At 40.0% G+C, this 22456-nt stretch carries 29 protein-coding genes and 2 tRNA genes; 6 read left to right on the forward strand and 25 right to left on the reverse strand.

From position 1 onward, the window contains the following. Nucleotides 1-104: 104 nt before the first annotated feature. Nucleotides 105-503: a response regulator gene (locus tag AC04NP_RS14095; RefSeq protein ID WP_482860409.1), complete on the reverse strand. Its 399-nt coding sequence runs from the start codon at nucleotides 501-503 to the stop codon at nucleotides 105-107. 182 nt (nucleotides 504-685) lie between these two features. Continuing rightward, nucleotides 686-1204 (reverse strand): DinB family protein, encoded by a 519-nt coding sequence (locus AC04NP_RS14100; protein WP_482860410.1) that lies wholly within the window; start codon nucleotides 1202-1204, stop codon nucleotides 686-688. 385 nt (nucleotides 1205-1589) lie between these two features. On the opposite strand from AC04NP_RS14100, the gene AC04NP_RS14105 reads away from it, so the two are divergent. Then, nucleotides 1590-2213 (forward strand): Tll0287-like domain-containing protein, encoded by a 624-nt coding sequence (locus AC04NP_RS14105; protein WP_482860411.1) that lies wholly within the window; start codon nucleotides 1590-1592, stop codon nucleotides 2211-2213. 10 nt (nucleotides 2214-2223) lie between these two features. Here AC04NP_RS14105 and AC04NP_RS14110 read toward each other — a convergent pair whose 3' ends face one another. Then, on the reverse strand, nucleotides 2224-2820 hold the full coding sequence (locus tag AC04NP_RS14110) for a porin family protein (protein WP_482860412.1): 597 nt from the start codon (nucleotides 2818-2820) through the stop codon (nucleotides 2224-2226). 582 nt (nucleotides 2821-3402) lie between these two features. Continuing rightward, on the reverse strand, nucleotides 3403-3618 hold the full coding sequence (locus tag AC04NP_RS14115; protein WP_482860413.1) for a helix-turn-helix domain-containing protein: 216 nt from the start codon (nucleotides 3616-3618) through the stop codon (nucleotides 3403-3405). A 182-nt stretch (nucleotides 3619-3800) separates the two neighbouring features. Between AC04NP_RS14115 and AC04NP_RS14120 the strand changes: the two genes are divergently transcribed. Both AC04NP_RS14120 and AC04NP_RS14125 read left to right on the forward strand, forming a co-directional pair. Continuing rightward, on the forward strand, nucleotides 3801-4133 hold the full coding sequence (locus AC04NP_RS14120; RefSeq protein WP_482860414.1) for a hypothetical protein: 333 nt from the start codon (nucleotides 3801-3803) through the stop codon (nucleotides 4131-4133). Between the two features lie 548 nt (nucleotides 4134-4681). After that, nucleotides 4682-6103: a LamG domain-containing protein gene (locus AC04NP_RS14125; protein WP_482860415.1), complete on the forward strand. Its 1422-nt coding sequence runs from the start codon at nucleotides 4682-4684 to the stop codon at nucleotides 6101-6103. A 284-nt stretch (nucleotides 6104-6387) separates the two neighbouring features. Here the strand turns inward: AC04NP_RS14125 and AC04NP_RS14130 are convergent, their stop codons facing one another. The 4 genes from AC04NP_RS14130 to AC04NP_RS14145 form a co-directional block, all read right to left on the reverse strand. Then, nucleotides 6388-7116, reverse strand: coding sequence for an MBL fold metallo-hydrolase (locus AC04NP_RS14130; protein WP_482860416.1), 729 nt, complete (start codon nucleotides 7114-7116; stop codon nucleotides 6388-6390). Nucleotides 7117-7407: 291 nt separating this feature from the next. Beyond that, on the reverse strand, nucleotides 7408-7653 hold the full coding sequence (locus AC04NP_RS14135; RefSeq protein ID WP_482860417.1) for a helix-turn-helix domain-containing protein: 246 nt from the start codon (nucleotides 7651-7653) through the stop codon (nucleotides 7408-7410). Nucleotides 7654-8065: 412 nt separating this feature from the next. Next, nucleotides 8066-8413 (reverse strand): helix-turn-helix domain-containing protein, encoded by a 348-nt coding sequence (locus tag AC04NP_RS14140; protein ID WP_482860418.1) that lies wholly within the window; start codon nucleotides 8411-8413, stop codon nucleotides 8066-8068. Next, on the reverse strand, nucleotides 8397-8798 hold the full coding sequence (locus tag AC04NP_RS14145; protein WP_482860419.1) for a type II toxin-antitoxin system RelE/ParE family toxin: 402 nt from the start codon (nucleotides 8796-8798) through the stop codon (nucleotides 8397-8399). Before AC04NP_RS14145 ends, AC04NP_RS14140 begins: the two co-directional genes overlap by 17 nt. Nucleotides 8799-9114: 316 nt before the next feature. On the opposite strand from AC04NP_RS14145, the gene AC04NP_RS14150 reads away from it, so the two are divergent. Then, a complete protein-coding gene (locus AC04NP_RS14150; protein ID WP_482860420.1) occupies nucleotides 9115-10599 on the forward strand; it encodes a phytoene desaturase family protein in 1485 nt (494 codons plus the stop codon). 455 nt (nucleotides 10600-11054) lie between these two features. Here AC04NP_RS14150 and AC04NP_RS14155 read toward each other — a convergent pair whose 3' ends face one another. From AC04NP_RS14155 to AC04NP_RS14180, 6 genes are all read right to left on the reverse strand, one after another. Further along, complete coding sequence (locus AC04NP_RS14155; protein ID WP_482860421.1) at nucleotides 11055-11255, reverse strand: hypothetical protein; 201 nt, start codon at nucleotides 11253-11255, stop codon at nucleotides 11055-11057. Between the two features lie 89 nt (nucleotides 11256-11344). Beyond that, entirely contained in the window at nucleotides 11345-11881 is a 537-nt protein-coding gene (locus tag AC04NP_RS14160; RefSeq protein WP_482860422.1) for a hypothetical protein, read from the reverse strand. A 153-nt stretch (nucleotides 11882-12034) separates the two neighbouring features. Next, nucleotides 12035-13027, reverse strand: a complete 993-nt coding sequence (locus AC04NP_RS14165; RefSeq protein ID WP_482860423.1) for a hypothetical protein — start codon at nucleotides 13025-13027, stop codon at nucleotides 12035-12037. Nucleotides 13028-13390: 363 nt separating this feature from the next. After that, nucleotides 13391-14212, reverse strand: a complete 822-nt coding sequence (locus tag AC04NP_RS14170) for a hypothetical protein (RefSeq protein WP_482860424.1) — start codon at nucleotides 14210-14212, stop codon at nucleotides 13391-13393. A gap of 511 nt (nucleotides 14213-14723) precedes the next feature. Beyond that, a complete protein-coding gene (locus AC04NP_RS14175; RefSeq protein ID WP_482860425.1) occupies nucleotides 14724-14837 on the reverse strand; it encodes an ATP-binding protein in 114 nt (37 codons plus the stop codon). Further along, nucleotides 14800-15042: an ATP-binding protein gene (locus AC04NP_RS14180; protein WP_482860426.1), complete on the reverse strand. Its 243-nt coding sequence runs from the start codon at nucleotides 15040-15042 to the stop codon at nucleotides 14800-14802. Before AC04NP_RS14180 ends, AC04NP_RS14175 begins: the two co-directional genes overlap by 38 nt. On the opposite strand from AC04NP_RS14180, the gene AC04NP_RS14185 reads away from it, so the two are divergent. Then, nucleotides 14926-15549 carry a mobile mystery protein B gene (locus AC04NP_RS14185; protein ID WP_482860427.1) on the forward strand — a complete coding sequence of 208 codons (624 nt, stop codon included), beginning with the start codon at nucleotides 14926-14928 and terminating at the stop codon, nucleotides 15547-15549. The genes AC04NP_RS14180 and AC04NP_RS14185 overlap by 117 nt on opposite strands. A 186-nt stretch (nucleotides 15550-15735) precedes the next feature. On the opposite strand, the gene AC04NP_RS14190 is transcribed toward AC04NP_RS14185, so the two are convergent. The 9 genes from AC04NP_RS14190 to AC04NP_RS14230 all read right to left on the reverse strand — a co-directional run bounded on the left by AC04NP_RS14190 (nucleotide 15736) and on the right by AC04NP_RS14230 (nucleotide 19418). Next, nucleotides 15736-15927 (reverse strand): hypothetical protein, encoded by a 192-nt coding sequence (locus AC04NP_RS14190; RefSeq protein WP_482860428.1) that lies wholly within the window; start codon nucleotides 15925-15927, stop codon nucleotides 15736-15738. A 223-nt stretch (nucleotides 15928-16150) separates the two neighbouring features. After that, complete coding sequence (locus AC04NP_RS14195; RefSeq protein ID WP_482860429.1) at nucleotides 16151-16528, reverse strand: hypothetical protein; 378 nt, start codon at nucleotides 16526-16528, stop codon at nucleotides 16151-16153. Nucleotides 16529-16531: 3 nt separating this feature from the next. Next, nucleotides 16532-16792: a hypothetical protein gene (locus AC04NP_RS14200; RefSeq protein WP_482860430.1), complete on the reverse strand. Its 261-nt coding sequence runs from the start codon at nucleotides 16790-16792 to the stop codon at nucleotides 16532-16534. A 169-nt stretch (nucleotides 16793-16961) separates the two neighbouring features. Beyond that, on the reverse strand, nucleotides 16962-17336 hold the full coding sequence (locus AC04NP_RS14205) for a hypothetical protein (protein ID WP_482860431.1): 375 nt from the start codon (nucleotides 17334-17336) through the stop codon (nucleotides 16962-16964). Nucleotides 17337-17369: 33 nt separating this feature from the next. Further along, nucleotides 17370-17651, reverse strand: a complete 282-nt coding sequence (locus tag AC04NP_RS14210; RefSeq protein WP_482860432.1) for a DUF4304 domain-containing protein — start codon at nucleotides 17649-17651, stop codon at nucleotides 17370-17372. Between the two features lie 519 nt (nucleotides 17652-18170). Beyond that, the gene (locus AC04NP_RS14215; RefSeq protein WP_482860433.1) at nucleotides 18171-18671 is read right to left on the reverse strand and encodes a hypothetical protein; all 501 of its coding nucleotides are present in this window, start codon (nucleotides 18669-18671) and stop codon (nucleotides 18171-18173) included. Between the two features lie 208 nt (nucleotides 18672-18879). Then, nucleotides 18880-18954 (reverse strand) — tRNA-Val (locus AC04NP_RS14220). Nucleotides 18955-19057: 103 nt separating this feature from the next. Then, nucleotides 19058-19132: transfer RNA gene (locus AC04NP_RS14225), tRNA-Val, on the reverse strand. 79 nt (nucleotides 19133-19211) lie between these two features. Then, a complete protein-coding gene (locus AC04NP_RS14230) occupies nucleotides 19212-19418 on the reverse strand; it encodes a hypothetical protein (protein WP_482860434.1) in 207 nt (68 codons plus the stop codon). 181 nt (nucleotides 19419-19599) lie between these two features. On the opposite strand from AC04NP_RS14230, the gene AC04NP_RS14235 reads away from it, so the two are divergent. Next, nucleotides 19600-20487 (forward strand): glycerophosphodiester phosphodiesterase family protein, encoded by an 888-nt coding sequence (locus tag AC04NP_RS14235; protein WP_482860435.1) that lies wholly within the window; start codon nucleotides 19600-19602, stop codon nucleotides 20485-20487. A 34-nt stretch (nucleotides 20488-20521) separates the two neighbouring features. Here the strand turns inward: AC04NP_RS14235 and AC04NP_RS14240 are convergent, their stop codons facing one another. Beyond that, entirely contained in the window at nucleotides 20522-21526 is a 1005-nt protein-coding gene (locus AC04NP_RS14240; protein ID WP_482860436.1) for an adenosine kinase, read from the reverse strand. 8 nt (nucleotides 21527-21534) lie between these two features. Continuing rightward, nucleotides 21535-22413, reverse strand: coding sequence for a YicC/YloC family endoribonuclease (locus AC04NP_RS14245; RefSeq protein WP_482860437.1), 879 nt, complete (start codon nucleotides 22411-22413; stop codon nucleotides 21535-21537). Between the last annotated feature and the right edge of the window lie 43 nt (nucleotides 22414-22456).

Consider the following 22456-nt stretch of genomic DNA (forward strand, 5'->3'; position numbering starts at 1 on the left):
TTCTTGGTTCCTCCGTGGTGAAAAATGGTCAACCACGGAGGCACCAAGACACGAAGGGACACGGAGAATTTTGTCGGGTTTGTGGTTAAAAATGAGGCATCATTTTAATACTCGATAAATATATTCCCCTCATAGACCGTTTGAATCGCCCTGAGCAGGGTTTTTTGTGTAGTCAGTTTTGAAAGAAATCCCAAGGCCCCTGCCCTGAACATTTCATCTACATAGTCTTTTTCCTCATACATGGTAAGGGCCAATACCTTTACCGATGGATGGTTTTTTGAAATAAGTCGCGTAGCTTCAATGCCATTCATTTCAGGCATACTGATGTCCATTAATACAATATCACAGTCAATATTGTTATTATCCAGTATGGCCAACACCTCCTTGCCTGTTGACGCCTCTGCCTCGATCTCCACAAAATTAATTTTTAAAAGCAAGGCTTTTAAGGCATCTCTTATCATTTCATGATCATCTGCTATCAATAATTTAATCAAAAGTTCCAAAATGTCAATTTATTGTGAAACACATGGACTTATTCTCTATGTAAGTATGAATATAAGCGGCTTGAAATGATTAAAATATGATTATTGTCACCGAATCTGATATTTATAAACCGTTAAAATAAGCGGAATAGTGTATCGGACTGCTATCGGTAACAGCTTACAGCAACTGTGATTGGATTTTACTATTGTTGCAAACTGTTGCTGATTTCTGTTATTCTCACAAGGTGGTGGTCATCGTGGTCGGCGACAAAAAGGAACAGGTCCATCGTTCTCATGGGCTTTTTCAGCCGGGGATGGAGGGCAAATCTATATACCTCCACTTCATTAAGGGTTTCCAGTTTGGCCACGGTAGCATTTCTTATTTCTGTGAACGCCCGGATCAGTTCATCGACATCTTTGCTGTTATGGTTGGCCGAATCTGTTTTTCTGTTCAACAAATCAGTGGGCCTGAGTTCCTTTTCACCGTTAAGAATATCCTGAAGCCTTCCCTGCCACAAAGGTTCCAGGTCGATCAGATGACCGACATTTTCTTTTATAGACCAGGCATTGGCGGGCTTCATGGTAAGATATTCATCAGGTATTTTTGAAACCTTATCAGCCAGGCGAATGGGCGTGCCACGTAACCGTTCAATAACCGATGGAAAAATGTTTTGCTCAAAAGAAAAATCAAATTTCCGGTCAAACCACTTTGTTTGTTTCATGTAGACAGTTTTAGGTATGCATTTAATGGTTTTTATCCCAATTGCCTAAAGTTACTCAATCAATACCATTTTTAACAAGCTAAATAGCTGAATCCTCAGGGTGACCATCATTAGAATTTTTCATACAGCTTGAAAACAACAAACCAAAATTTGGGGTCGGTCCATCTATTCATTCAGCCGTTATGTCCATAATTTATGGTATAGATGCCGGGAGATTAACCCTTACAGGCAGTAACTCATCCTTACTAAATGACAGCTAAAACCTAGTCATAGCATGGCTCAAAGCCATACTATGACTTCCCACCATGAAAGATTTCTTCAATCAATTCCCAACTTATGAAAATATTTAGCTATATTCATGTATTGAAATAACACCCTACGAAAAATGAAAAAAACACTCCCATTATTGTCGCTAATTGTGCTCATTGCTTGCGCTGAGCGTAAAAAATCTAAAAGCATCACAGACCAGCAAATACAAGATGCCGTTATGATCGAGGGCAACCGGATTTCCAACGCCGCACAGAAGGCTCTGGGCGGGCAATTGAAAAAAGCTATGGGGGAAGGTGGCCCTCGATACGCTGTCCGGTTTTGCCAGACAGCCGCTTATCCGATTCTCGATACACTCACTACCGGTCTCGATGTTAAAATTAAACGCGCATCACTCAGACTTAGAAATCCCAAAGACGCTCCGGACGATACGGAAAGGAAAATACTCGAGCAATATCAAAAATCATTGGACGGCCAGGCAGCACTTCAGCCCGTGGTGGCATTTCCCAATGAAAATCAAATCCTCTTTGCCAAACCCATTGTGCTGAATAACCCTTTATGTCTCAATTGTCACGGCTCAGTAGGGACCGAAGTCAGCAGTGAAACCCATACTTTAATTAAAGACCTGTATCCCGACGATAACGCAGCCAACCACAAAATAGGGGATTTAAGAGGTATCTGGAGCATTACCTTTGACAGGGATAAGCTGATCACTTATCTGGAACAACAGAAACAGGAATGAATTTTTGCTTTTATTTCAGTAGGTATCCAACCGACAGTTGAAAAGTTCTGTTTTGCAACCTGGAACTACCGATACCAAATTCTTTGGTTAAATCTGACAACCCATGTGTGTACCTTAGCTCAGCGTGCAGGTTTTCAGTCATCCACACCATAACTCCGGCCGCTAATCCAAAATCAAACCTATCATACATATCGTCGATATCATCGGAAGATCCGGTGCGGTTATTTTCTTGCCTCGCGGCGATGATATAACCAAATTCCGGCCCGGCTAACAGACTTAACTTATCAAGGGGTGTGAATGCCATGAGTAGTGGTAAATTCAAATAATGAAACCGGTTATTAATTTCAAGTGTTTGATACACGGTAGATAACTTCCGGTCATATCCTTTTTTTGAATAAAGCGCTTCCGGTCTTAATGATAGTTTATGGGTTATCTCAATGGTACTAAATACCCCGGCATGAAATCCGAATATATAATCCCCATATTCGATGCTTGAATTATTGACGATAAGATTTGCGTAGTTGAGCCCCCCTTTAATGCCAAAGTTCTGACCGTAACTTGTCGTAGTAGCAATGATTACCAGCATTACTGTGAATATTTTTTTCATTTTAATTAGCTGTTTGGATTGGGCGATCTGTATAAAATTTAAAGGTTGTTTAAAAAATATCTTTGGCAAAGTAAAAAGTTTTCAAACGAGATAAAACGCTATTTATATTTTGTGTGGTTGCATGTAAGGTTTTAGCATTTTCATGATATCAGCTATCACAGGTTGTATTCCAGGGTTGTGCTTAGCTCTTGAATACAGGTTGGGTTGCAGGTTGCTCAAGGTTGAAAGTTTAGGGGCTTTATTGTTGCTGTATGCTATTAATATGGCGCAAGCATCCTGTGGCTGTTGCACAACGTTTTCGGCAAAGCTCTTTGTGTCTCTCCGTGACTTGGTGCCTTCGTGGTGAAAAATGGTTAACCACAAAGGCACCAAGTCACGGAGAGACACAGAGGTTTTTGTCGATAAAATAAAAATAGAGGCACCTGTTTGAGTCGTGCAACAGCTACGTCTCGCTTGTGCCTTTCGACACCGGGCGAGCACGCGTGTGATGCGATCGCTATCTGTTGCAGGTTGTGCGTAGCTCGAGGGTATGAACCATGGGTTTAGAGGAATTGAATAAACAAAGGAACTGTAGCCAGGTTTTTAAGATTTAAGTTTCAAATGGCCGCAAACATACTCAAATAGTTCACCGGGATTGGCTTCAATAGCCAGAGAAATAAGGTAAAGTTCTTCTGCTTTTATTTTAGTTTTTGGATTATTGGAGAGCTCATGAAGCCTGGTTGTCCTGATTCCGGTCTTTCTGGATACGCTGGCCCGGTTGATAGACCGTTTAACAAAGTATTCCCCAAGTTTGGTCATAATTCATCCTTTAAGAACTTTAATATAGCTTGTGAGAATAAATATTATGAAAAAAATAATAATTATTTTTGAAAGAATTACTTTTATAGATATATTTATAACTAATAAAGTAATTTTTAGTCCAAGCCTATATAGCAGGAAAGAATCGGACAAGGCCATAATTCAGATAAAGACAAGTACTTATGAAAATCAAACTCCCTAAAAACCCATCCTTAGTCACACTTCCCCCCAAAGCCGAGCTTGCCATATTGCTTATCAAAGCGGAATTAAAAAATCTGAAATTCATCAATGATTTAACCCAAAAGGGAATCGATGCCAGCGCCGGCTTATCGGACCTGAGTGAGTTGATCTTAGCCGTTGTTGGTTTTAACGGTGGTACTACTGATGAAATCCACGAATGGTATTTCCAGCGCCAGCTCAAGCTGACAGAAAATATTGACCCATCGAATGGTAAGGCGCTTTGGAAGCAGGCCTTTTATTTTTATGTTGATTTGATAAACAAAAAACGGGAATAGGATGCAGGGGGTTAAATCGGGGACATTGTCCGGGCTGTTCAATAAGTTTGATGTGGCTACGACATGGTAAATTTTGTGCGGCTTAGCATTATTATCAATTATTTCTCTATTACTTACTCCTTATCAAGAGATAAGAATGAGTTCTTCTGCCGCCTGGCCAAACAACCCAATTGCCTTGTATTTCCTCCCTTATTTTAGGTTAAAGGGTATGGTTAACCTTTGAAGCAAGTTATGCAAACAAATCTTACAATATGCTGAAAAAGAAAAGGTAGCGGTCGGCATTGACATCGGTGAGCGTCAGGGTAAAGCTGCCTGTTGCTATTCCCGGTCAGACATGAAATAAGAAATTAATTCAGGAAAGCATTCACGCCGGAAAAGGAGGGAATCACCCACATTAGTTGCCAAACCTGACATGGGTTAGGTATCCCTGTTCTATGTCCGATTCACGGGGTTACAACAAATTAACATGCGGTATTAAAATTGTATAAGGCAAACAAAGTTTTAACTAATCCAATTTTTTAGAAGTTTAACCAATCCATTTTTATAATATGAAAAAACTAGTTATTTCACTTCTTGTTTCAACTGCTATTTTTTATGGATGCGATGAGGATAGTCCCAAGGTTGAATCAGAAGCACTCGGCATTGAAAGCGGAATGATTGCCTACTATCCGCTTGACAAAGATGTCAAAGACGCCTCAGGGAATAACCGGCATGCTACGGTAATCGGTGTTTCTACCTTCCAGTCAGGAAAAGTAGCACAAGGCATTAAACTGGATGGCAACGAGAATTCTTATATTTCACTGCCTCCAATAGATTTTAACAGTATGGAATCCTTCACCTTGTCCATTTGGGTCAATGAAGAAGGTATAACCCATTCTGACGGTTCGGGGTATCTGTCTTTTGGTGATCACCACGGCGGCCAGTTAGGGATAGGACACTACTGGGGAAGCATACGATTTTCGGTAGGCGCCCAAATAGATACCGATGTGGAAAAAAACGTGTTTGTCTCTCATTCTTTCAATAAAACAGATGTCAAAAAATGGGTCTTGTATACACTGGTGTATGATCAGGGAAAACTCAGCGCCTACACCAATGGTGAGTTGATAGATGTCAAGGAAGATGAAGTCAATGTATCTAATGATAAAGCGGCGGCAGGTGCACACTGGTCAGCTAACGGCGCAGGCTTTTTCAACCGGTTTATTGGCATGATGGATGATATAAGGATCTACGATTGTGCTTTGACCCATGAGGAAATCAACGATCTTGTCACATTTCATGGATGCCCGAATGATGATAAGCCTGAACCTGAAACGCCCGGCATTGAAACCGGAATGATCGCTTACTATCCGCTTGACGGAGATGTGAATGATGCTTCAGGGAATGATCTGCACGCTAAAATCCAGGGATTCTCTGACTTCCGGCAAGGGAAAGTTTCACAGGGTATTAAACTGGACGGCAACCAAGAGTCTTACGTTTTACTTCCGGAAATTGATTTTAACAACATGGATGCTTTTACCTTATCTGTTTGGGTCAATGAAGAAGGTTTAACCCACACTGATGGTTCCGGGTATCTGTCTTTTGGCGATCACCATGGTGGTATGTTGGGGATAGGACACTACTGGGGAAACATACGATTCTCGATAGGGTCGCAAATCGATAACAATGCAGAAAAAAATGTGACTGTTGCCTATCCTTTCGAAAAAACAGATGCTAACAAGTGGATGCTGTATACAATGGTATATGATAAGGGCAAATTCAGTGCCTATACCAATGGTGTATTGAAAGGTTCTAAGGAAGACAAAATCAATGTGTCAAATAGTAATTCGGCTATTGGTGCACACTGGTCTGCAAATGGCGCTGGTTTTTTCAACCGTTTTATCGGAATGATCGATGACGTAAGAATTTATGACCGCGCATTGAGCACCGAGGAAATCGACGATCTTTTGACGTTTACAGGGAAACAAAAGTAAAATCATTTGTTCTCCATATGATATAGAAGAGGAGGCCGTCTCAAAAGTAATTTGAACGGCCTCAGTTTTTTGTATTGGGGATTTTTCTCAGGTAGGTACCCGGATATGTTTACCCTTTTGAGACAACCTCTTTTTCTGTTGCCCATCGGCCTGTTTCTGTGCAGGCTTTTTTTAAAAAACAATACAAGGCAAAAGGTTGTGAGTGGCTATCAGTATGAACTGTTGTCCTTCAAAAACTCCTTAAGGTTTTGCCTGCCCGTTTGCTGGTCAAACGAGTTCACCGCTCATAATATCTCAACTTTTACCTTCTTTTCAACCAGACTTTTAAAGTTCATCAAATCTTCCTGTTTTTTGACTTCATAGTGCATCGGGACTACCACTTCAGGACCAATTTCATTGACCATTTTCGCAGCATCTTCTATATTCATGGTCAGGTTATCTCCACCAACCGGAACAAGGGCGAGGGAAATATCTCTGACATTGCTCATTTCCGGAATATAGTCTGTATCGCCGGCATGGTAAATGCGTCCCCTGTTGCCAAGTGTCAGGATATAGCCGACATTTTGTTGCGATTTCGGGTGAGCTTTTATCCACAAAAAGACTGGCTTTGTGTTGTAGGCTGCCACTGCTTCACATTTCAAACCGTCACCCAAATCCAGTTTGTCACCGGGTTTTACCTGCTTAATATGATAATCATATTTTGCAAGGCGCCGGGCCGGCCCCCTGGCGCAGATGAAAATTGTTTCCGGTTTTGTCAGTTTCCTGATATCCTTCATAGAAAAATGATCCGGATGCGCGTGCGTCAGGAATAGGTAATCCGCCTTATCTGTACCATTTGTTTCCACCGGGTCTATAAAAATCACTTTTCCGTTTGATTTGATCCGGAAGCTTGAAGGGAAAAAATCCGATTGGTTAACTTTTATAGCCCCCCAGGTAGTTACTACCGTATCGCCATCCAGTAAAACATGCCTGGGTGATTGGCTCCGTTGGTCACTAACTGTTATTTTAACCATGGTACAACTTTGAAATAGTATAGTTAAGAAAAACAGAAATCCGATCAAATTTTCCTCCCGGATCATCTAAAGTTTAAGATTTGCCTGCAATTTCCATCGATTTCCTGTTGGTTACGATGATCATTGTTTTCAGTGTCAATGACAATCATCAGCAAAAATGGAAAAAAGTTAATGGCCGGTGTACCAAATATCTGCGATATTCTAAAATTTTAAGCCTCCTTGAGCTGAACTCAAGGCATCATTGCGAAACCGGTGCCATGGGGGATACAGGCCCGGCAGTTTCCGGTTTAATCAGGAAAGGCTTGTATCAACCTTGTCTTTTAAGTGACCGCAAAGAAATTCAACCAATTCACAGGGGCACGCCTCCAGTGCCATCGCAATTAAATAGAGTTCTTCTACCTGCAATTTGGTTTTTTTGTTAATTGCCAGTTCGCTTAACCGCTGCTTGCTTAGCCCGGTTCTCCTGGCTATTTGAGATCGGTTTACCGCCTTACTGGCAAAATACTCTCCTAGTTTGGTTAGATGTTTTTCTGACATGGCTTTTTTAATATGGTTTAACGATTTTATTTATGAATATCCTCTTCATCTGTATAATTATATGAATTATTAGTACTAATATAAATAAAATCTTCACATATTTTTTCAGATTGTCAAGTTTTTGTTGACAAATTGCAAATAAATGCTGATTTCCTGTTTGACCATTCACCGAAAACAGCCATGTACTACCTTTTAGCCCTCAGTGTTTTCCACAATCGGCCTGATCCTGAAGTACGTTGAATACTTTGACAGAAATGCTGAAAATAGATTATCGGGACAAAAGACAGACCAGGCTCCCAAACAAGCGAAGGAGCCTGGAACTACCTTGTATCTTACACGGGTTGTATGCTTCCTTGTAAGCCTGAAATAGCGATGAGCAGCAAGCTATTCTTTTACCCGGATCGACAGTTGCCTACAATACCGAAAAATCAATTTTGTTAGACATCGAGGAATGAATAGCGATACGTTTTTTTCCTTTCACCAATTCAATTCCGTATCCGCAAGCTTCGATGATAGAGACGAAGTTTTTAAACTTCACATCCTTTGTTTTTCCCGATCTGAGATCCTGAATGGCAGTAGGCGACAAGCCGGCCAGTTCGGCAAGCTTCCTGACGCTTATTGGGTCATCTTCCATCAATGCAAGCATAAGTTCGGATAAGGCGAATTCTTTTAGTTCCTTGTCATAATTCTTATTGTATTCGGGATCATTTTTCCACTTATCAAAAACTGAACCGCTCCGATTTTCATTTTTCTTTTTCATAGTAAATTCCTTTCTTGTTACGATTTTCATAGTCCCGCCTGCACCTCAAAGCCCTCTCTTTTTCAGCTTTTGGTAGTTTTCGCTGTTTCTTCATAAAAGCATTTGTAATGATGATTTTTCCATCATCAAAGAAAAAACACAGAAACCTGTGTGGCTGAGGTTTGAAAGCATAAATTTTATCGCCTTCATTTCTAAACTTTTGCTCATTGCGGATATATCCTGTATCACCCATTACAATCAGTAAGTGCTCAAATTTTTTGGCATCCGCACCCGAAAACTTCTCCAGCATATAATCTATGGGTTGACTTTTACCATTGACATCAAAGTAAAATTCGATTTGGTAAATTTGGCCTTTGTACGCTATGTAGTCCGGTTTTTCATCCATACCACAATGTACAAGTATACTTATACAATATCAACGTTTTTTTTGAAAAAAAGTTGTAGTTCATGCATCGAAGTCATACTATGGCTCGAAGCCATAGTATGACTATAGCATGGTGGATGGCGATATTACCCTTTCATTTTCGTTAGTCATAGTATGGCTTGAAGCCAGGCTATGACTGCTTGGCGTCATGCTATGTGCACAAAAGGTTGCCAGACGTGACAAAAGTCATCCGTTAACCTGATATAGCTAATTGTTTTCCCTTTTAAAACGTTTGAGTTTTACTTCGTTTAATTGAGCAACAATCTATCTATTGACAATGAAAAACAACGATATTCTCATCATTGGGGGTGGCATCGCGGGCATGACGGCCGGTATTTATGCCCAAAAAAGCGGTCTGCAGGCCACAATCCTTGAAATGCATGAAAATCCCGGCGGCCAGCTTACCGCCTGGGAACGGAACGGATACCTTTTTGACTACTGTCTGCACTGGCTCGTCGGTACCGATCATGGCACCTATCACGATATATGGCGGGAAACGAATGCTATTACCGATGATGTACAGATCATAAACCACCGCACTTATGCTAAAATGGTTGATGAAAAGCATGGCGAGTTTATCGTTTACAATAACCTTGACGAATGGGAAGAATACCTGATAAATCTGGCTCCGGAAGACAAAAAAAGTATAGAAAAAATGTGCAGATTGATGCGAAAAGGCAACCGGCTGGACCAGTTTGAAAACCCGCCGGGCATGCGGTCTGTTTTGGACTACTTTAGTTCATTCCTTCATATCGGAAGTTTTTTTCCGATACTGATAAAATATGGAAAACGCAACTGCCAGGAGCTATTAGAAGAACTCGGGTTCAATAACCAAAGGCTTCTTTATTTCCTCAACAGACTGTTTGTCGGGAGGGATTTTTCAGCCATCAGTTTCATTGTGATGTTGGGTTGGTTTCATGCCAAAAATGCCGGATACCTCCTGGGCGGCTCCTCTGCAATGACCCGGCGGATGGCCGAAAAGTTCTCCTCACTCGGTGGACAATTCCGGTTTAAAAGCAAGGTCACGGAGATTGTCGTTGAAAATGATACAGCGATCGGTGTAAAGCTGGAAAATGACGAAATCATTTATGCAGATCATGTGATTGGCGCCTGTGACGGGCATACAGTGCTATTTGATATGCTGAAAGGAAACTACCTTGACGACAAAATCAAAAAGGCTTATGCCGATTGGCCGTTGTTCACGCCTATCGTGATGGTATCTTTCGGAATCAACGATGTTATTGAGTCAGAAAATCATATTACCAGTTACTTTAAGGAGGGTTTATCCATCGGCAGCACCAAAATTGAAAGTTACAACATCATGAACCGTTCCTCCTATGATCCTGCATTTGCACCGGAGGGTAAAACAGTGCTGTTATGCCAGTTTGAGTCGCCCTGGTCACATTGGGAAAACCTCGAGGCCACCGCTTATCCGGACGAAAAAGAGGCCATTCGCAAAGATGCCGTAAACCTGCTCGAAAAACACTACCCGGGCATCACCGCAAAAATAGAGGTCATCGACATCGCCACACCTTTAACCACTGCGCGTTATACTGGTGTTTGGCAGGGATCATACGAAGGTTTTTTGCCTACCCTCGATATTACCAATGAGTTGCCCATGAAGCTTCCCCGCTTAAAAAACTTCACCATGATAGGCCAATGGCTCTATCCCGGAGGTGGTCTGCCACCTTCCGCACAGTCGGGCAAATGGGCCATCAAAATGCTTTGTGAAGAGAAGAAGCTGGCGTTTAAGTCAGTTTAGATATATAGGTCTTTTTAATTTATCACATAAAAAACCCCGATGTGAACATCGGGGATACTGCTTTTGTATCGAAATGGATACTTATAAAAAAGCAATCATAAAATGTGCAAAACCAAAGGCTTTTAGCTACGGTTATGAATAATCAATAATCTACATGGATTGCTATGGGTGGGCTTTCAAACAATATAGCAAATAAAAAAAAATAGTCGGATTTGCACAGGAAGGCGCTAAGAGCGTGGTATGCTTCGAATCATAGTTATTGAAAAAATCGCTGTTCCCATTCATGGTTTGGATACTTGTTCGTGCTAAAAATAACCTGGATAACCTCCCTGTCAGGAGTTCCAGGCTTTTAGCATCATTAAAAAGTGATAAAAATAGCTTTTGCATATAGGATTTATTAATAAAAATAGCTTTTTCAAAACCAGCAAAAAACATGACAGTTGGGCATGCTTTCACTATTTATATACCTGTAATCTGCTGGAAGTAACCTGGGGAATTGAAGTTTTTAACAAGAAAAAATACAATTTCGGATATACCTTGAAAAATGGATCGGTCTTGCGGCAAAAGCCGACTTTGAAGGAACTGGCATTTTGGTCTTGCAGGGCATTGAGCGCTTTGTCAATTTCAATGCGCTTACCATCCCCGGAGCCTATCATCGCAAACCGGGAATTTTTGTCGGAGGCATTTTCAATTTCTTTTGGCCCAAGGACAAAACGGTCTCATGTAACTGTCGTTTTTCTCTTTTTTACATACCAAAGTCAAAGAAATATGCCTTTTGTTTTTCCTGGTCATACCAATAGTATTTAAAGTATTGGTCTCCATTTGTCCAACTGTATTTCTTTAGTCCTGAAATTCTTTCCTTATCCCACCATTCAAAGTCGTGCTGTAATCCAAAGGCATTATCAGAATTAAGTGTGTCTATGGTCAAATTGTGCACTTCAATTATTTTTCTTGAAGTTGTCGATTCACAATTAAAAGCGAACATGTAATCTGCATCAATTCCAATTGCGTCAGCGAAACAATAGATGTTTTTCACATCCGGAGTAATTTCGATTTTCAGGAAGTCTTTGAACCTTTTCTTATTATTATACGTGTCCGGCCGGTCGTGGTCAAATGGAGGAAATACTTTGTCAACTATTTTTTGAGTTTGCTCCTTCAGTTCTTCTTTGGTTTTCTCTTTGACTTTATCTGCGAACCGCTCAGTTTTGTTCTTAATTCGGTCACAGGAAATCAGTACTGTTATCAGAATCAATATTGTTGCTATGTAACTTCGTAGTTTCATTTAAATGCCAAATAACAGTTTGGGCGCATAATCTTCAATGTACTGATATTCTTTTCATAAATCAGATTCATTTGGAAAAATTTTGAAGCTTTTGCGCTTCTATGGGTTGAGCGTTGGTTTTGTGCGGCTATGATTTCATGCATAGATATTGTTCTATGCTTTTTTTATGTTTTCCTCGAACCACTTTCGTTCAGTTTCATCAAGAAATGCCATTTTTTTGGCCTCAACAAATTTAAAAAGTTGGTCTGCCTCTTTTTGATGATTGTTTTGCAGGAATTCAAAAATATGAACCAGTTCAGGTTTTGTCCCTCCAACATAAATGGTGTTTGATGTACGCGCTTTAGATAATAGGCTTTTTGCTCTTTTTACTAACAAAGGAATAGCCTTTTCGTTTCCATATTCACAAAGAGTTTGGGTTGAAGTCGACTTTACATCATTGTTTCTGTTTGATTCGAAAATTTCAACAAAAAAGGCTGTTTGATTTTTTCCGTCAATTTCACCAATGGCAGTTAAAGCAGCGTTCACTGCCAAAGCCTTGCTATTTGTTCTCGCAATTTCTTTAATTGCTTCCACAGATTTAGTAGAACCATGTCTGCTTAGAACGCCACATAGAGCACTTAGTTCATGGGGTTTCTTCTTGTTGATTTTGATGAATTCCAAACATGCTTCTTCAATTCTTTCAGAATAAGAAGAGTCGAGTTTTTTAAGTAAATCAAGAGCACTTAGTTTTATTTGCCAATCTTTATGTTTGACCAACTCGAAGAGGAGTTCTCTGTTATTCTTAACTGCTAATTTGGATTGACTCAATTCCCTCAACGAAACATCATTTACCCATCTTATTTTCTCTTTTGCTACTAGGTCCAATACGTAGTCACCCAGTTCAACCCTATTCAACTTATCAGCCAGTCTTATTAAGTAGGCAATCAGGTTGATCTTATTGATGGTTGTTTTTTCTGTTTCCAAAAGCTTTTGGAAGACAGGTATGTACTGCTCATCGCTCAAATTATTAATTTCTTGATGTGCTTCATGAGCTACGGTCAAATGAGAACTTGACTTTACACCTTCAGGTAAAGTAATCCCCGGTCGAAGCCTTCGATCTTCCAATCTAACTAGCAGGTCTTGTAAATATGCTTCTCTATTCTTCATTTAATTGCATAGGACTTCAGCGTATGATACACTTTACGCAATCATCTATCATTTATACTATTTCATTTTTTATGTAAAAAAGTAAATCTCCAATAGCTTTCAAAATTATGCAAAGTTGGGATATGAAACTGATATCTGAAACTTTTACAAGTTAGTTGCGGCTGTTGCACAACTCAAACATGTGCCTGTATTTTTATTTTATCGGCGAAAACCGCTGTGTCTCTTTGTGTCTTTGTGCCTCTGTGGTTAAAAAAGGGACACCACAAAGTTCCCCAAGGTCAGACAATTGACCAAACATCTAACAAAAAGAACTAGTTCATAAATATTTGACAATCAATAATTTAAGAATTACTTATATAGTGATCAGTGATACAATAAATCAACATTTAACAGCGGTTGGCTTTTATTTATTGCCCCCTCAGACCGAAATACTACAAAAGAGGTTATGACTACTTCAGAATCAGGATCTCTTAGTGAATAAGGTTTGAGGTATGTTTTGACTCCCCTGCCTTTCAATCTAATTTTAGGCCAATCCTCCTTAAGCAAAGCGGGCCAATCCCCAAGGTTATGTCCTGGAATTAAGCTAAGCTCTTTTATGTCTTCCCTTATTTTGAATATTCCCTCATGGCCAAATTCTTCACCGACCAAGGGCTTCAAAATGTCAGGATTATCAGCGCTGTATATAGGGTATGAATAGGGATTAATCCCCCAAACTATCATGATTACTTGCTCCTCGAACAATTTATTTATTATTTCGGTATTAGAAAATATTTCAACTAAATCCAACTTTTTGTTTCCGTACTCCTTATAGATTACCTCTTTTATATATTCGAGCGCTCCCAGGCAGAAACCCAAATGGCTGTATCCATCGAAATATTTCTGAATAGCAGTGGCCGTATTGAGTGATAACTCTTTTTTGGAAAAGGTAAAATATAGCGTCAAGATATCTGTGGGAATTGGAACTGCATCCAGTACACCGTAGTGATGAACGGGGCTATCTTCAAAGATCCTGAGTTCTATTATATAGTTTTGTCTTTCAAATGGGAGTTTGATCTCATGATTCAAAGGATCATTGGGGTGAAAAAAAAGTTTGGTTTCTGCATCAATCACTTTTTCAGCACATCTGACACTTGCTATTTCTTTGCCAAGTATATGTGCTGGATATGACGGTGATTCATTTGCCAATTCAAAAATGCACCGGACATTGTATTGCTTTTTCAATGGTAAGTCAACAGCAATATCAAATGTGTCCTCATCCACCTCGAGCTGAAGGTTTTGAAGGAACTTAGAGCCCCTGAAAGCGAATATCTGTATTCGGTCCATATTAATCATTTATATTTCACTACAAAGCCCTGATCTTTTGCCCATTTCTTTGTTAATTCCCAGGTCTCTTTTGGAGAAACATTTGTCTATGGGACGCTTACCTCTAACCGAACGCTGTTCAAAGAAATGTTTATACCTGGTTAATTAACTCCACATTGTTCACAGTTGTTTTCATCGGTTAGCAATCGCTGGGGTGTTCCACTGTGGGTAGATGAAGGCTTCTCCGTGGCGATCTCTACTTGCCTTTAGCAGAGGAAGGTGAATTCTAACCCTTAGTACTTTGGTGGATATTCCGGAGATGCTGACCCCTGTACCGGAGATACTGCTCCCTCAAAAGGTTCAGTTTTTCAGAGAACTCAGATGACTGACAATGTTACAGTTTTTTTCTCAGACTTTCACCTTTTATTTCAATTCTGGGTGAGGAGTGCACCAATCGGTCCAGTATCGCATCAGGGATCAGGGATGGTTTCTTCTCCAATGATATCATACCCGCTTGCTACAGGCAATTGACTGACGATAATAGTGGATACTTTACCATGCCGATCTTCAATGATTTCCATCAAGTCTACCTGTTGTTGTTTTTCCAGATAATTGAGGCCAAAATCGTCCAGAATCAACAGGTTGGTTTTGGACAGTTTTTCAAAGAACTTAAAGATAGCTCCTTCCAGCCGTGTCATTTTCACTTTCAACATCAGCTTCTGAAAATTAAAATAAGCTGCCTTTTTGAGTATCCAGAAGGAGCAACACCCCTTGATTCTGATGAAATGGAAGGGCTTAAGCTTAGCCATATCACCACCCGTGGTGAGCTTGACCGGTGGGAACAAGAAAATATTAATGACGCAATGGACTGGCTGCAAAGAAGGCGTAAAAGTGATGTTCTGACAGAAACTTTTGTACTAAAGCTACACATTCAGATGTTTGGCAAAGTGTGGAATTGGGCTGGTAAATATCGCCAATCCGGGAAGAATATAGGGGTAGACTGGACTACGATTTCGGTTGAATTGCGGAAACTACTAGAGGATATCCATTACTGGATTGAAAACGGCACCTATGATTCTGATGAAATTGCAGCAAGATTTCACCATCGTTTGGTTGCTATTCATTTATTTCCCAACGGAAATGGGCGTCACGCCCGATTCCGTTCATGGTCAGTAAGACCAGCAAGATTTTCTTCATTCAGTAGTATTTCTTTAAGATAAGGTGTCGTCAAAGGCCTCCCGGCTTTCTTCACGGCCCTGCTTAATCTATGATCTTGTTAAACAGCCGGCCCGTATCAAAGTTTAGCCGTTCACTTTAATTGACTGTTTCAATAATGGTTTTCACGTGAATAAGGTCTTTGTTGGCACCGGATGCTTTTTTACCTTCTTCTTTTATCCGTAACACCACTAGTCCCGTAATTTAAATGTATCATCACAGGTAAGGTTTTTATAATCCTTGTCCCCTATAAGATTGCCTAAATTCCGTATGGCCTTGACACGCAGGTTTCTCCATTTCCTGACCTGATTTGGCGATTTGGACACGATCAGGTCTTTTGTGAGTTCACAATTTATTCCTCGGCGAATGAATATTTTAGTCATTTTAAACGTTTGCGTAGCATAAGCCCTAATTTCTATTACAGCCTAAACCCCAAAAAGTGAATTAACTCTGGTTCCAGTTGTTTGTTATCTTTTAGTTCCATTTTCATTAGCCAAAGGCAAAACTGGTTTAGCAATAGAAATGGTATTGTGGCTACGAACCTTTGATAGGAGATCAGGTCAGGAAAAAGGTCATTGAGATGAGGACAAACATACATTGTGTTTTTTATTTTTTCATTATTTGTTCCACATAGTTTTTGTGGTTTTCATATCCGTTATTCTCTGGGTTTTCCAAATCAATCATACTTCCTAATCCAGTATCGAAAATTTGCCAACCTTGTTGTTTTGCAAGTTCAATCAATTCGAACAATCCGTTTTCCCCATACAAGCTCAGCATCTTGTTACTTACCGGTTCATCGTCAGTAAAGAAGTCAATCGAGAAATCTTTTCCTTTTATCTGTCGATGATTTTCTTCTTTAACAATTTCAGTAAATGAACTTTCAAGGACTCCTGTGAAGTTAATTGGTTCGAGTTTGTCTACGTCCAATTCTTCAATTGATTTAATAGTCTCCTTTGAGTTAAATAAAACAATATCCCAGCTCATATTTTATTCAGTTAATTTTTTCAATTTTTTAGCAATTTCCAGGTGGTCAGTTAGACCTGTTGATAGTCCAATGTTGACATTAGCGTGTTGATGAAGGAGTTTAGCAATTCTCGATTCGTCTGCATTGTCTTCTAAGAGTTTAATTATGGAAGGAACATATCCTCGATATTCATCGTCAGGTCCTCCGTAATCATTTACTCCAATTGGATCCCATTCCTCCCATAGAATTTTATTCACTTTTATCCAGAGTTCTTTTTTGTCCATTTTGCCTGTTTAATGGCCTATAGTCCCCTTGTCCGATTTCATCCAGGCCCGAGGCCTTAACCATGGTTGTCACTCGGCACAGCCGAGCGACTGGGGAGATCGCCCGACAACTAAGCATTTGTATGGCTGATAGGCCGAACATGAATGCTTAGTTATTGTGTGCCGTATTTTATTTAAGTTCAATGTTATACTTTTTTGAGATCTTAATCAAACTGTCTACATATGCTTGATTTATCTTAGGCTCTGATTGAGTCTCAACTCTTTTACCATCCGGATAGTTAATCACAGACACCCTCGATTTAGGAATCAGTGCATTCTTATATTCTGAATTAAGAAAATTTACAGCTTCTTTTTCTGAATTTGTTTTCATCATAAATACAAATCTCGCAGTTATTCCCATTTTTTTTTGTAAATCAGGATATTCACGAACTAAATCTTTTATAGAATTCAAAGTTTGATAGTTGTTAAACAAGCTAATAGTTGAATTTTGAAGAGCCGAATTTATCTCAGCTATTAATTTGTTGTAGTTAACTTTCTCATTCAATTCATACCATTTATCTTTATTATTAGTAATAAATCATGGACGTAAACTTATAAAACAATCATACTCTTTTGGAACATCAGAAATCGGTCTATCTCTAGTTTTCTTGAAAATATCAGGATTAAAAAATCCAATATTGAAAGTAAAGGATATATCTTCTTTCGAATTCCATTGACTTTTTCGAACATTGAATATTTGAATCAAATCATTGGTTGATTTATAAAAGTTATTGTTCTTCTTTTTAAATCCAATTGCCTTGAACGCCGGAGCAATAATTTCTTTAATCAGATTGTCAAATTCAACTTTAAAATTTCTCATAGTTATGGTTTATCCGATTCTTATGGCACAAAACGAACTACTACTATGCTTAGGAAGTAGAACCGGCAGGCAGTAGCACTGTCCTTTCCTCATGCACAATCCCGATAGCTACCGTGATAAAATTACACAATCGTGGCGGACTTTCCAATCCCCACTATCAGTTCCTTACAGATAAACCCCTATGCATTCATCGTTCATATTATCGGCATTTTCGCTATTAAGTCCCGTTATTTTTTTTATCTTTTCGCTGCTAACTTCATCATATTCTGATGATGCTACAACTATCAATTTGGTTATAAAAGAAAGATCTTGGAGAGGCATACGAGTGCAAGTCCCGGGACCTATTCAAAGCATCGCTTTGATGAAGTGAGCGGTGACTTCTCCTCTTTTTATTTATTTACCCATTTCATTTATGCTAACTTCCAATGGTCAAAGTGTTACTCAGAACAGTAGTTCTAAAAATGCTTCGGTTGATACACGTTAAGTATCAGGAAATTCCAGGAACTATGCTGGTTGTTATTAGCAATATCCCTCGGGCAAACCGAGATCAGTGAACTTCTGCGAGAAAGCAATGTGCTCTGGTAGCTTTCCTGTTTCAAGTACTTGATTGCCAAGCATGACCATTTTTTCGAAATCGACCAGCGCTGTCCTGGGCAAAAAATAGGTGAGTCCCCATCTATCATCCCAGATCTGCAAGAGGTCAGGGTTGTCCTCGTTTATCGACGGCTGGCCGAAAATTAGAATCTCATGCTTGTACGTGTCCTGAAATAAGCAAAACCCATGTTCGTTGCCAAACCCCTGGAACCTTAGGTGGGAATCTTTCCGTTCGATCTCAAAAAAGACCTTCGGCAAAAGTGAAAAAGCCCCTCCCAACAGTGCCCAGAGATCATTGACATTATTCGGGGCAAAGTAATGATCTGCAAATGCACCCTCGGCAAAATCGATCGTCAAGCCAAATGGCGGAATTTGATTGTCCTTAGGGAGTACAATCAGAGATTGAGGCAGTTCGTACAACTTCATTTTCTTTTATGAGTTATTCCTACTTTGACAGATTAAAAGAAAGGGTTAAAAAAGGCCTAAATACTGAAATCCGGTACACTTAGGAATGGTATTATTTATAACGAGGTTCATTACTTAACTAACCAGAAGTAAATTATGAAAAAATACTCAAAACTTCTACTGAGAAGTTGAGTGATTTTATTTTTGGTTTCAGGTCATTACTTTTAAGTGGGCGCTGAGGGATTCGAACCCCCGACCCCTTGGGTGTAAACCAAGTGCTCTGAACCAGCTGAGCTAAGCGCCCTTTCTTAAACTTTTTTAACAATTTTAAAAAAAGTGTGCGTAAAGTGTGCATAATAAAAAAGGGAGTTGCAAAATAAAATTTTGCAACTCCCTGATAATCAACGTGGGACCTGCTGGATTCGAACCAGCGACCCCCTGCTTGTAAGGCAGGTGCTCTGAACCAACTGAGCTAAGATCCCGGGATGCTCCCCGTAAATTTGGAATGCAAATCTAGGATAGAAATTGATTTTTACAAAAATATAGCTGAAAAAAATTAAATCAGCCCTCAACCTCCTCAAAGAGGTAGTCTTTTCCTTTCCCGTACTTTACCAGTTCGCTCAAAAAAAACATTTCCAACGTGTGTATGTCTTTTACTTTGAAATCTCCATCTCCCATCACTTCGTGAACTTCGAAGGTGGACTCCTCGCCAAAATTCTTTAAATAATATTTTTTGCCGGTTCTTATGTTGTCAAATGACATGGCCATATACTAAATAATTAACAGGGTCATTACTACTTTTTTCAAAAATTAAGCTTACTTTATGGGTCAAATCCAAATCTCAAAAGATTAACATCGGATTTAACACAAATTTAGGGAATTTATTCACCAACTATTCACTAACATTATACTTTGAAAAGAAATTACCCCGTATCGTAACAACCACGTCATGAATTGGAATAAAAAACTATTGTTCATCTTATTTATCGTTTTTATAGTGCCTCACCAAACCTTTTCCCAAAAAATCGATATTCAGGGCCACAGAGGGGCCAGGGGATTACTGCCTGAGAATACGATCAACGCTTTTATCAAAGCCGTGGATCTGGGGGTCTCTACGCTGGAGTTGGATGTGGTGATCTCAAAAGATGAAAAGGTCGTCATTTCACACGAGGCCTACATGTCAGGGGCAATTTGCCTGGATCAAAATGCCCGTGCGATAGAAAATGCCGACGAAAAATCCCACAATATTTATCAAATGGCCTATGAAACCATTAGAAAGTATGACTGTGGCATAAAGGGTAACGACCGGTTTCCGGAGCAAGAGAAGGTTACTGCCCACAAGCCGTTGTTAAGCGAAATGGTTGAAATTGTGGAGAAGCATATCAGGGAGAATAACCTGGATCCGGTCAATTACAACATCGAAATCAAAAGCACTCCCGGAGGGGATAATATTTATCATCCTTCACCAAAAAAATTTACCGACATCGTCTATAACGAGGTGAAGCAGCTTTTACCATTAGAAAGGGTGATTATTCAATCGTTTGACATTCGCGTGCTGCAGTATTTACATGAAAAGGACCCCAAGGTAACGCTGGCTTTTCTCGTCGAAAACAAGTTGAATTATAAGGCACAGTTAAAAAAACTTGGCTTTGAGCCAGCCATCTACAGCCCCTACTACAAACTGCTCGATGCCAATGTAATAGAAAAGCTGCACAAAAAGAACATCAAGGTAATCCCCTGGACGATCAACGATCCTGTAGAAATGAAATTAATGATAGAATGGGGCGTAGACGGAATCATCACCGACTACCCAGACCGCGCCATCAGGCTACCATAACCAACACCCCCATTTTTATTTTAATTTCCACCCACTATTCCACCTTAAATAACGTATCAACTATTTCCCGTACCTGGTTGGCTTTTAATCTCGGCCCGAATTTAGCTACGACCCTTGAGGAGGCAAGACTGGCAATTTTGCCAGCCTCGGCATAAGTATGCCCGTGGGTAATACCGTACAGGAAGGCCCCGGCAAACATATCACCGGCACCATTGGTATCCACCGCATTTACACGATAGGGTTCAATATCTACAAAAGTATCTCCATCAAAAATAGAAGCGCCATTGGCTCCGAGGGTGATAGCAAATTTTTTCGCAAAATATTTAAGCCGTTCCCTGGCTTCCAATATGTTGTCTGTTCCTGTGAAAAGGCATGCTTCTTCTTCATTGCAAAACAGCATATCCACGCCTTTGCCAACTACCTCACGCATCTCTTTCTTAAAATATTGTATCATACTGGGATCGGAGAAGGTGAGGGCTGTTTTCACGCCATGCTTCTCTGCCATACTTTTAGCGGCTTTCATGGCTTCCCTACCCATTTCGGATGCAACAAGGTAACCTTCTATGTAAACATAATGAGAATCCCTGATAGCCTCTTCATGCAGCTCTTTCGGTGAAAAGTCTGACGTTATACCCAGAAATGTATTCATGGTCCGCTGGGCATCAGGTGTGGTCATCACCAGACATCTGCCGGTAATGCCGTCGGCCAGGCCGGCACCATTTAAATTGGTATCGACATGATTCGCCACCAGGTCCCTGAGATAAAAGTGCCCCATCTCATCATTGGCTATTTTGCAACTGTAAAAACAACGGCTTCCAAACTGGCTTGCACTAATGATTGTATTGGCAGCCGACCCACCACATTGGCGATCACTATCGGGAAGGTGGATCGCTTCGATTAATTCATGTTGCCTCGTTTCGTTTACCAGGGTCATCACACCTTTTTCTATACTATACCTGGTAAAAAAATCATCGTCAACCTCTGTGACTATATCTACCAACGCATTACCCAAACCGTAAATATGATATTTCTTTGACATAACAAGTGTTAAAGGATGTTTAATAATTGTTCTTTAATTTTTTCCAACTCCTCTTTCATGCCCACCACAAACCTTTGTATGGTGGCATCATTGGCCTTGGAGCCGATGGTATTAATCTCACGGCCGATTTCCTGCGAAATAAAACCTAATTTTTTCCCTCGTGATTCGGGGTGGTCGAGCACTTCGACAAAGTAATCCAGATGACTTCTTAGCCGGACTTTCTCTTCGTTGATATCAAGTTTTTCAATGTAATAGATCAGTTCCTGTTCAAAGCGGTTTTCATCAACCTTTTCCACGTGACGCAATTCGTCTATTTTTTGCTTTAACCTTTCTCTAACCAACTGAATCCTTTGAGGATCCTGTGCTTCGATTTTATGTAGAAATTCGCCGATGTTATCAATATAGGATAAAAGCTTTTGCTGTAACCCGGCCCCCTCCTTAATCCTGAAATCATCGCATTGGTCTATGGCCTGGTGAATATGTGCTGCAATCACTTCCCAGTCTTTGGTCAAATCTTCATCAGCGTCCTGCTGCAGTACCACATCCGGCATTTGAATAGCAAGCTTAAAAATATCCTGTTCGGGGGCATTTGCCTCCTTCGCTACCGCTTGCAGACTTTCATAATACTCATTAAAAAGCTCCCGGTTAATGGCCATTTTGACTATGGGAGCCTCTTTTTTTTGAAAAGTAATAGCGATGCTTGTCTTCCCCCGGATCAGACGCTCTGTGATGATATTTTTAACCTCCAATTCCTTGTCTGAAAATTCCCTCGGCAGTTTGATCAATGCATCCAGAAATTTCGAGTTAAGGGATTTGACCTCAACACTCAGGTTAACATCGCTGTTGTCCAGCTTGGACTGGCCAAAGCCTGTCATAGATTTTACCATAAACGACAAATTATTTTGGGCCACTTTGCCAAATAGGCCTCAA

The sequence above is a fragment of the Agaribacillus sp. DX54 genome, from assembly GCF_056858335.1.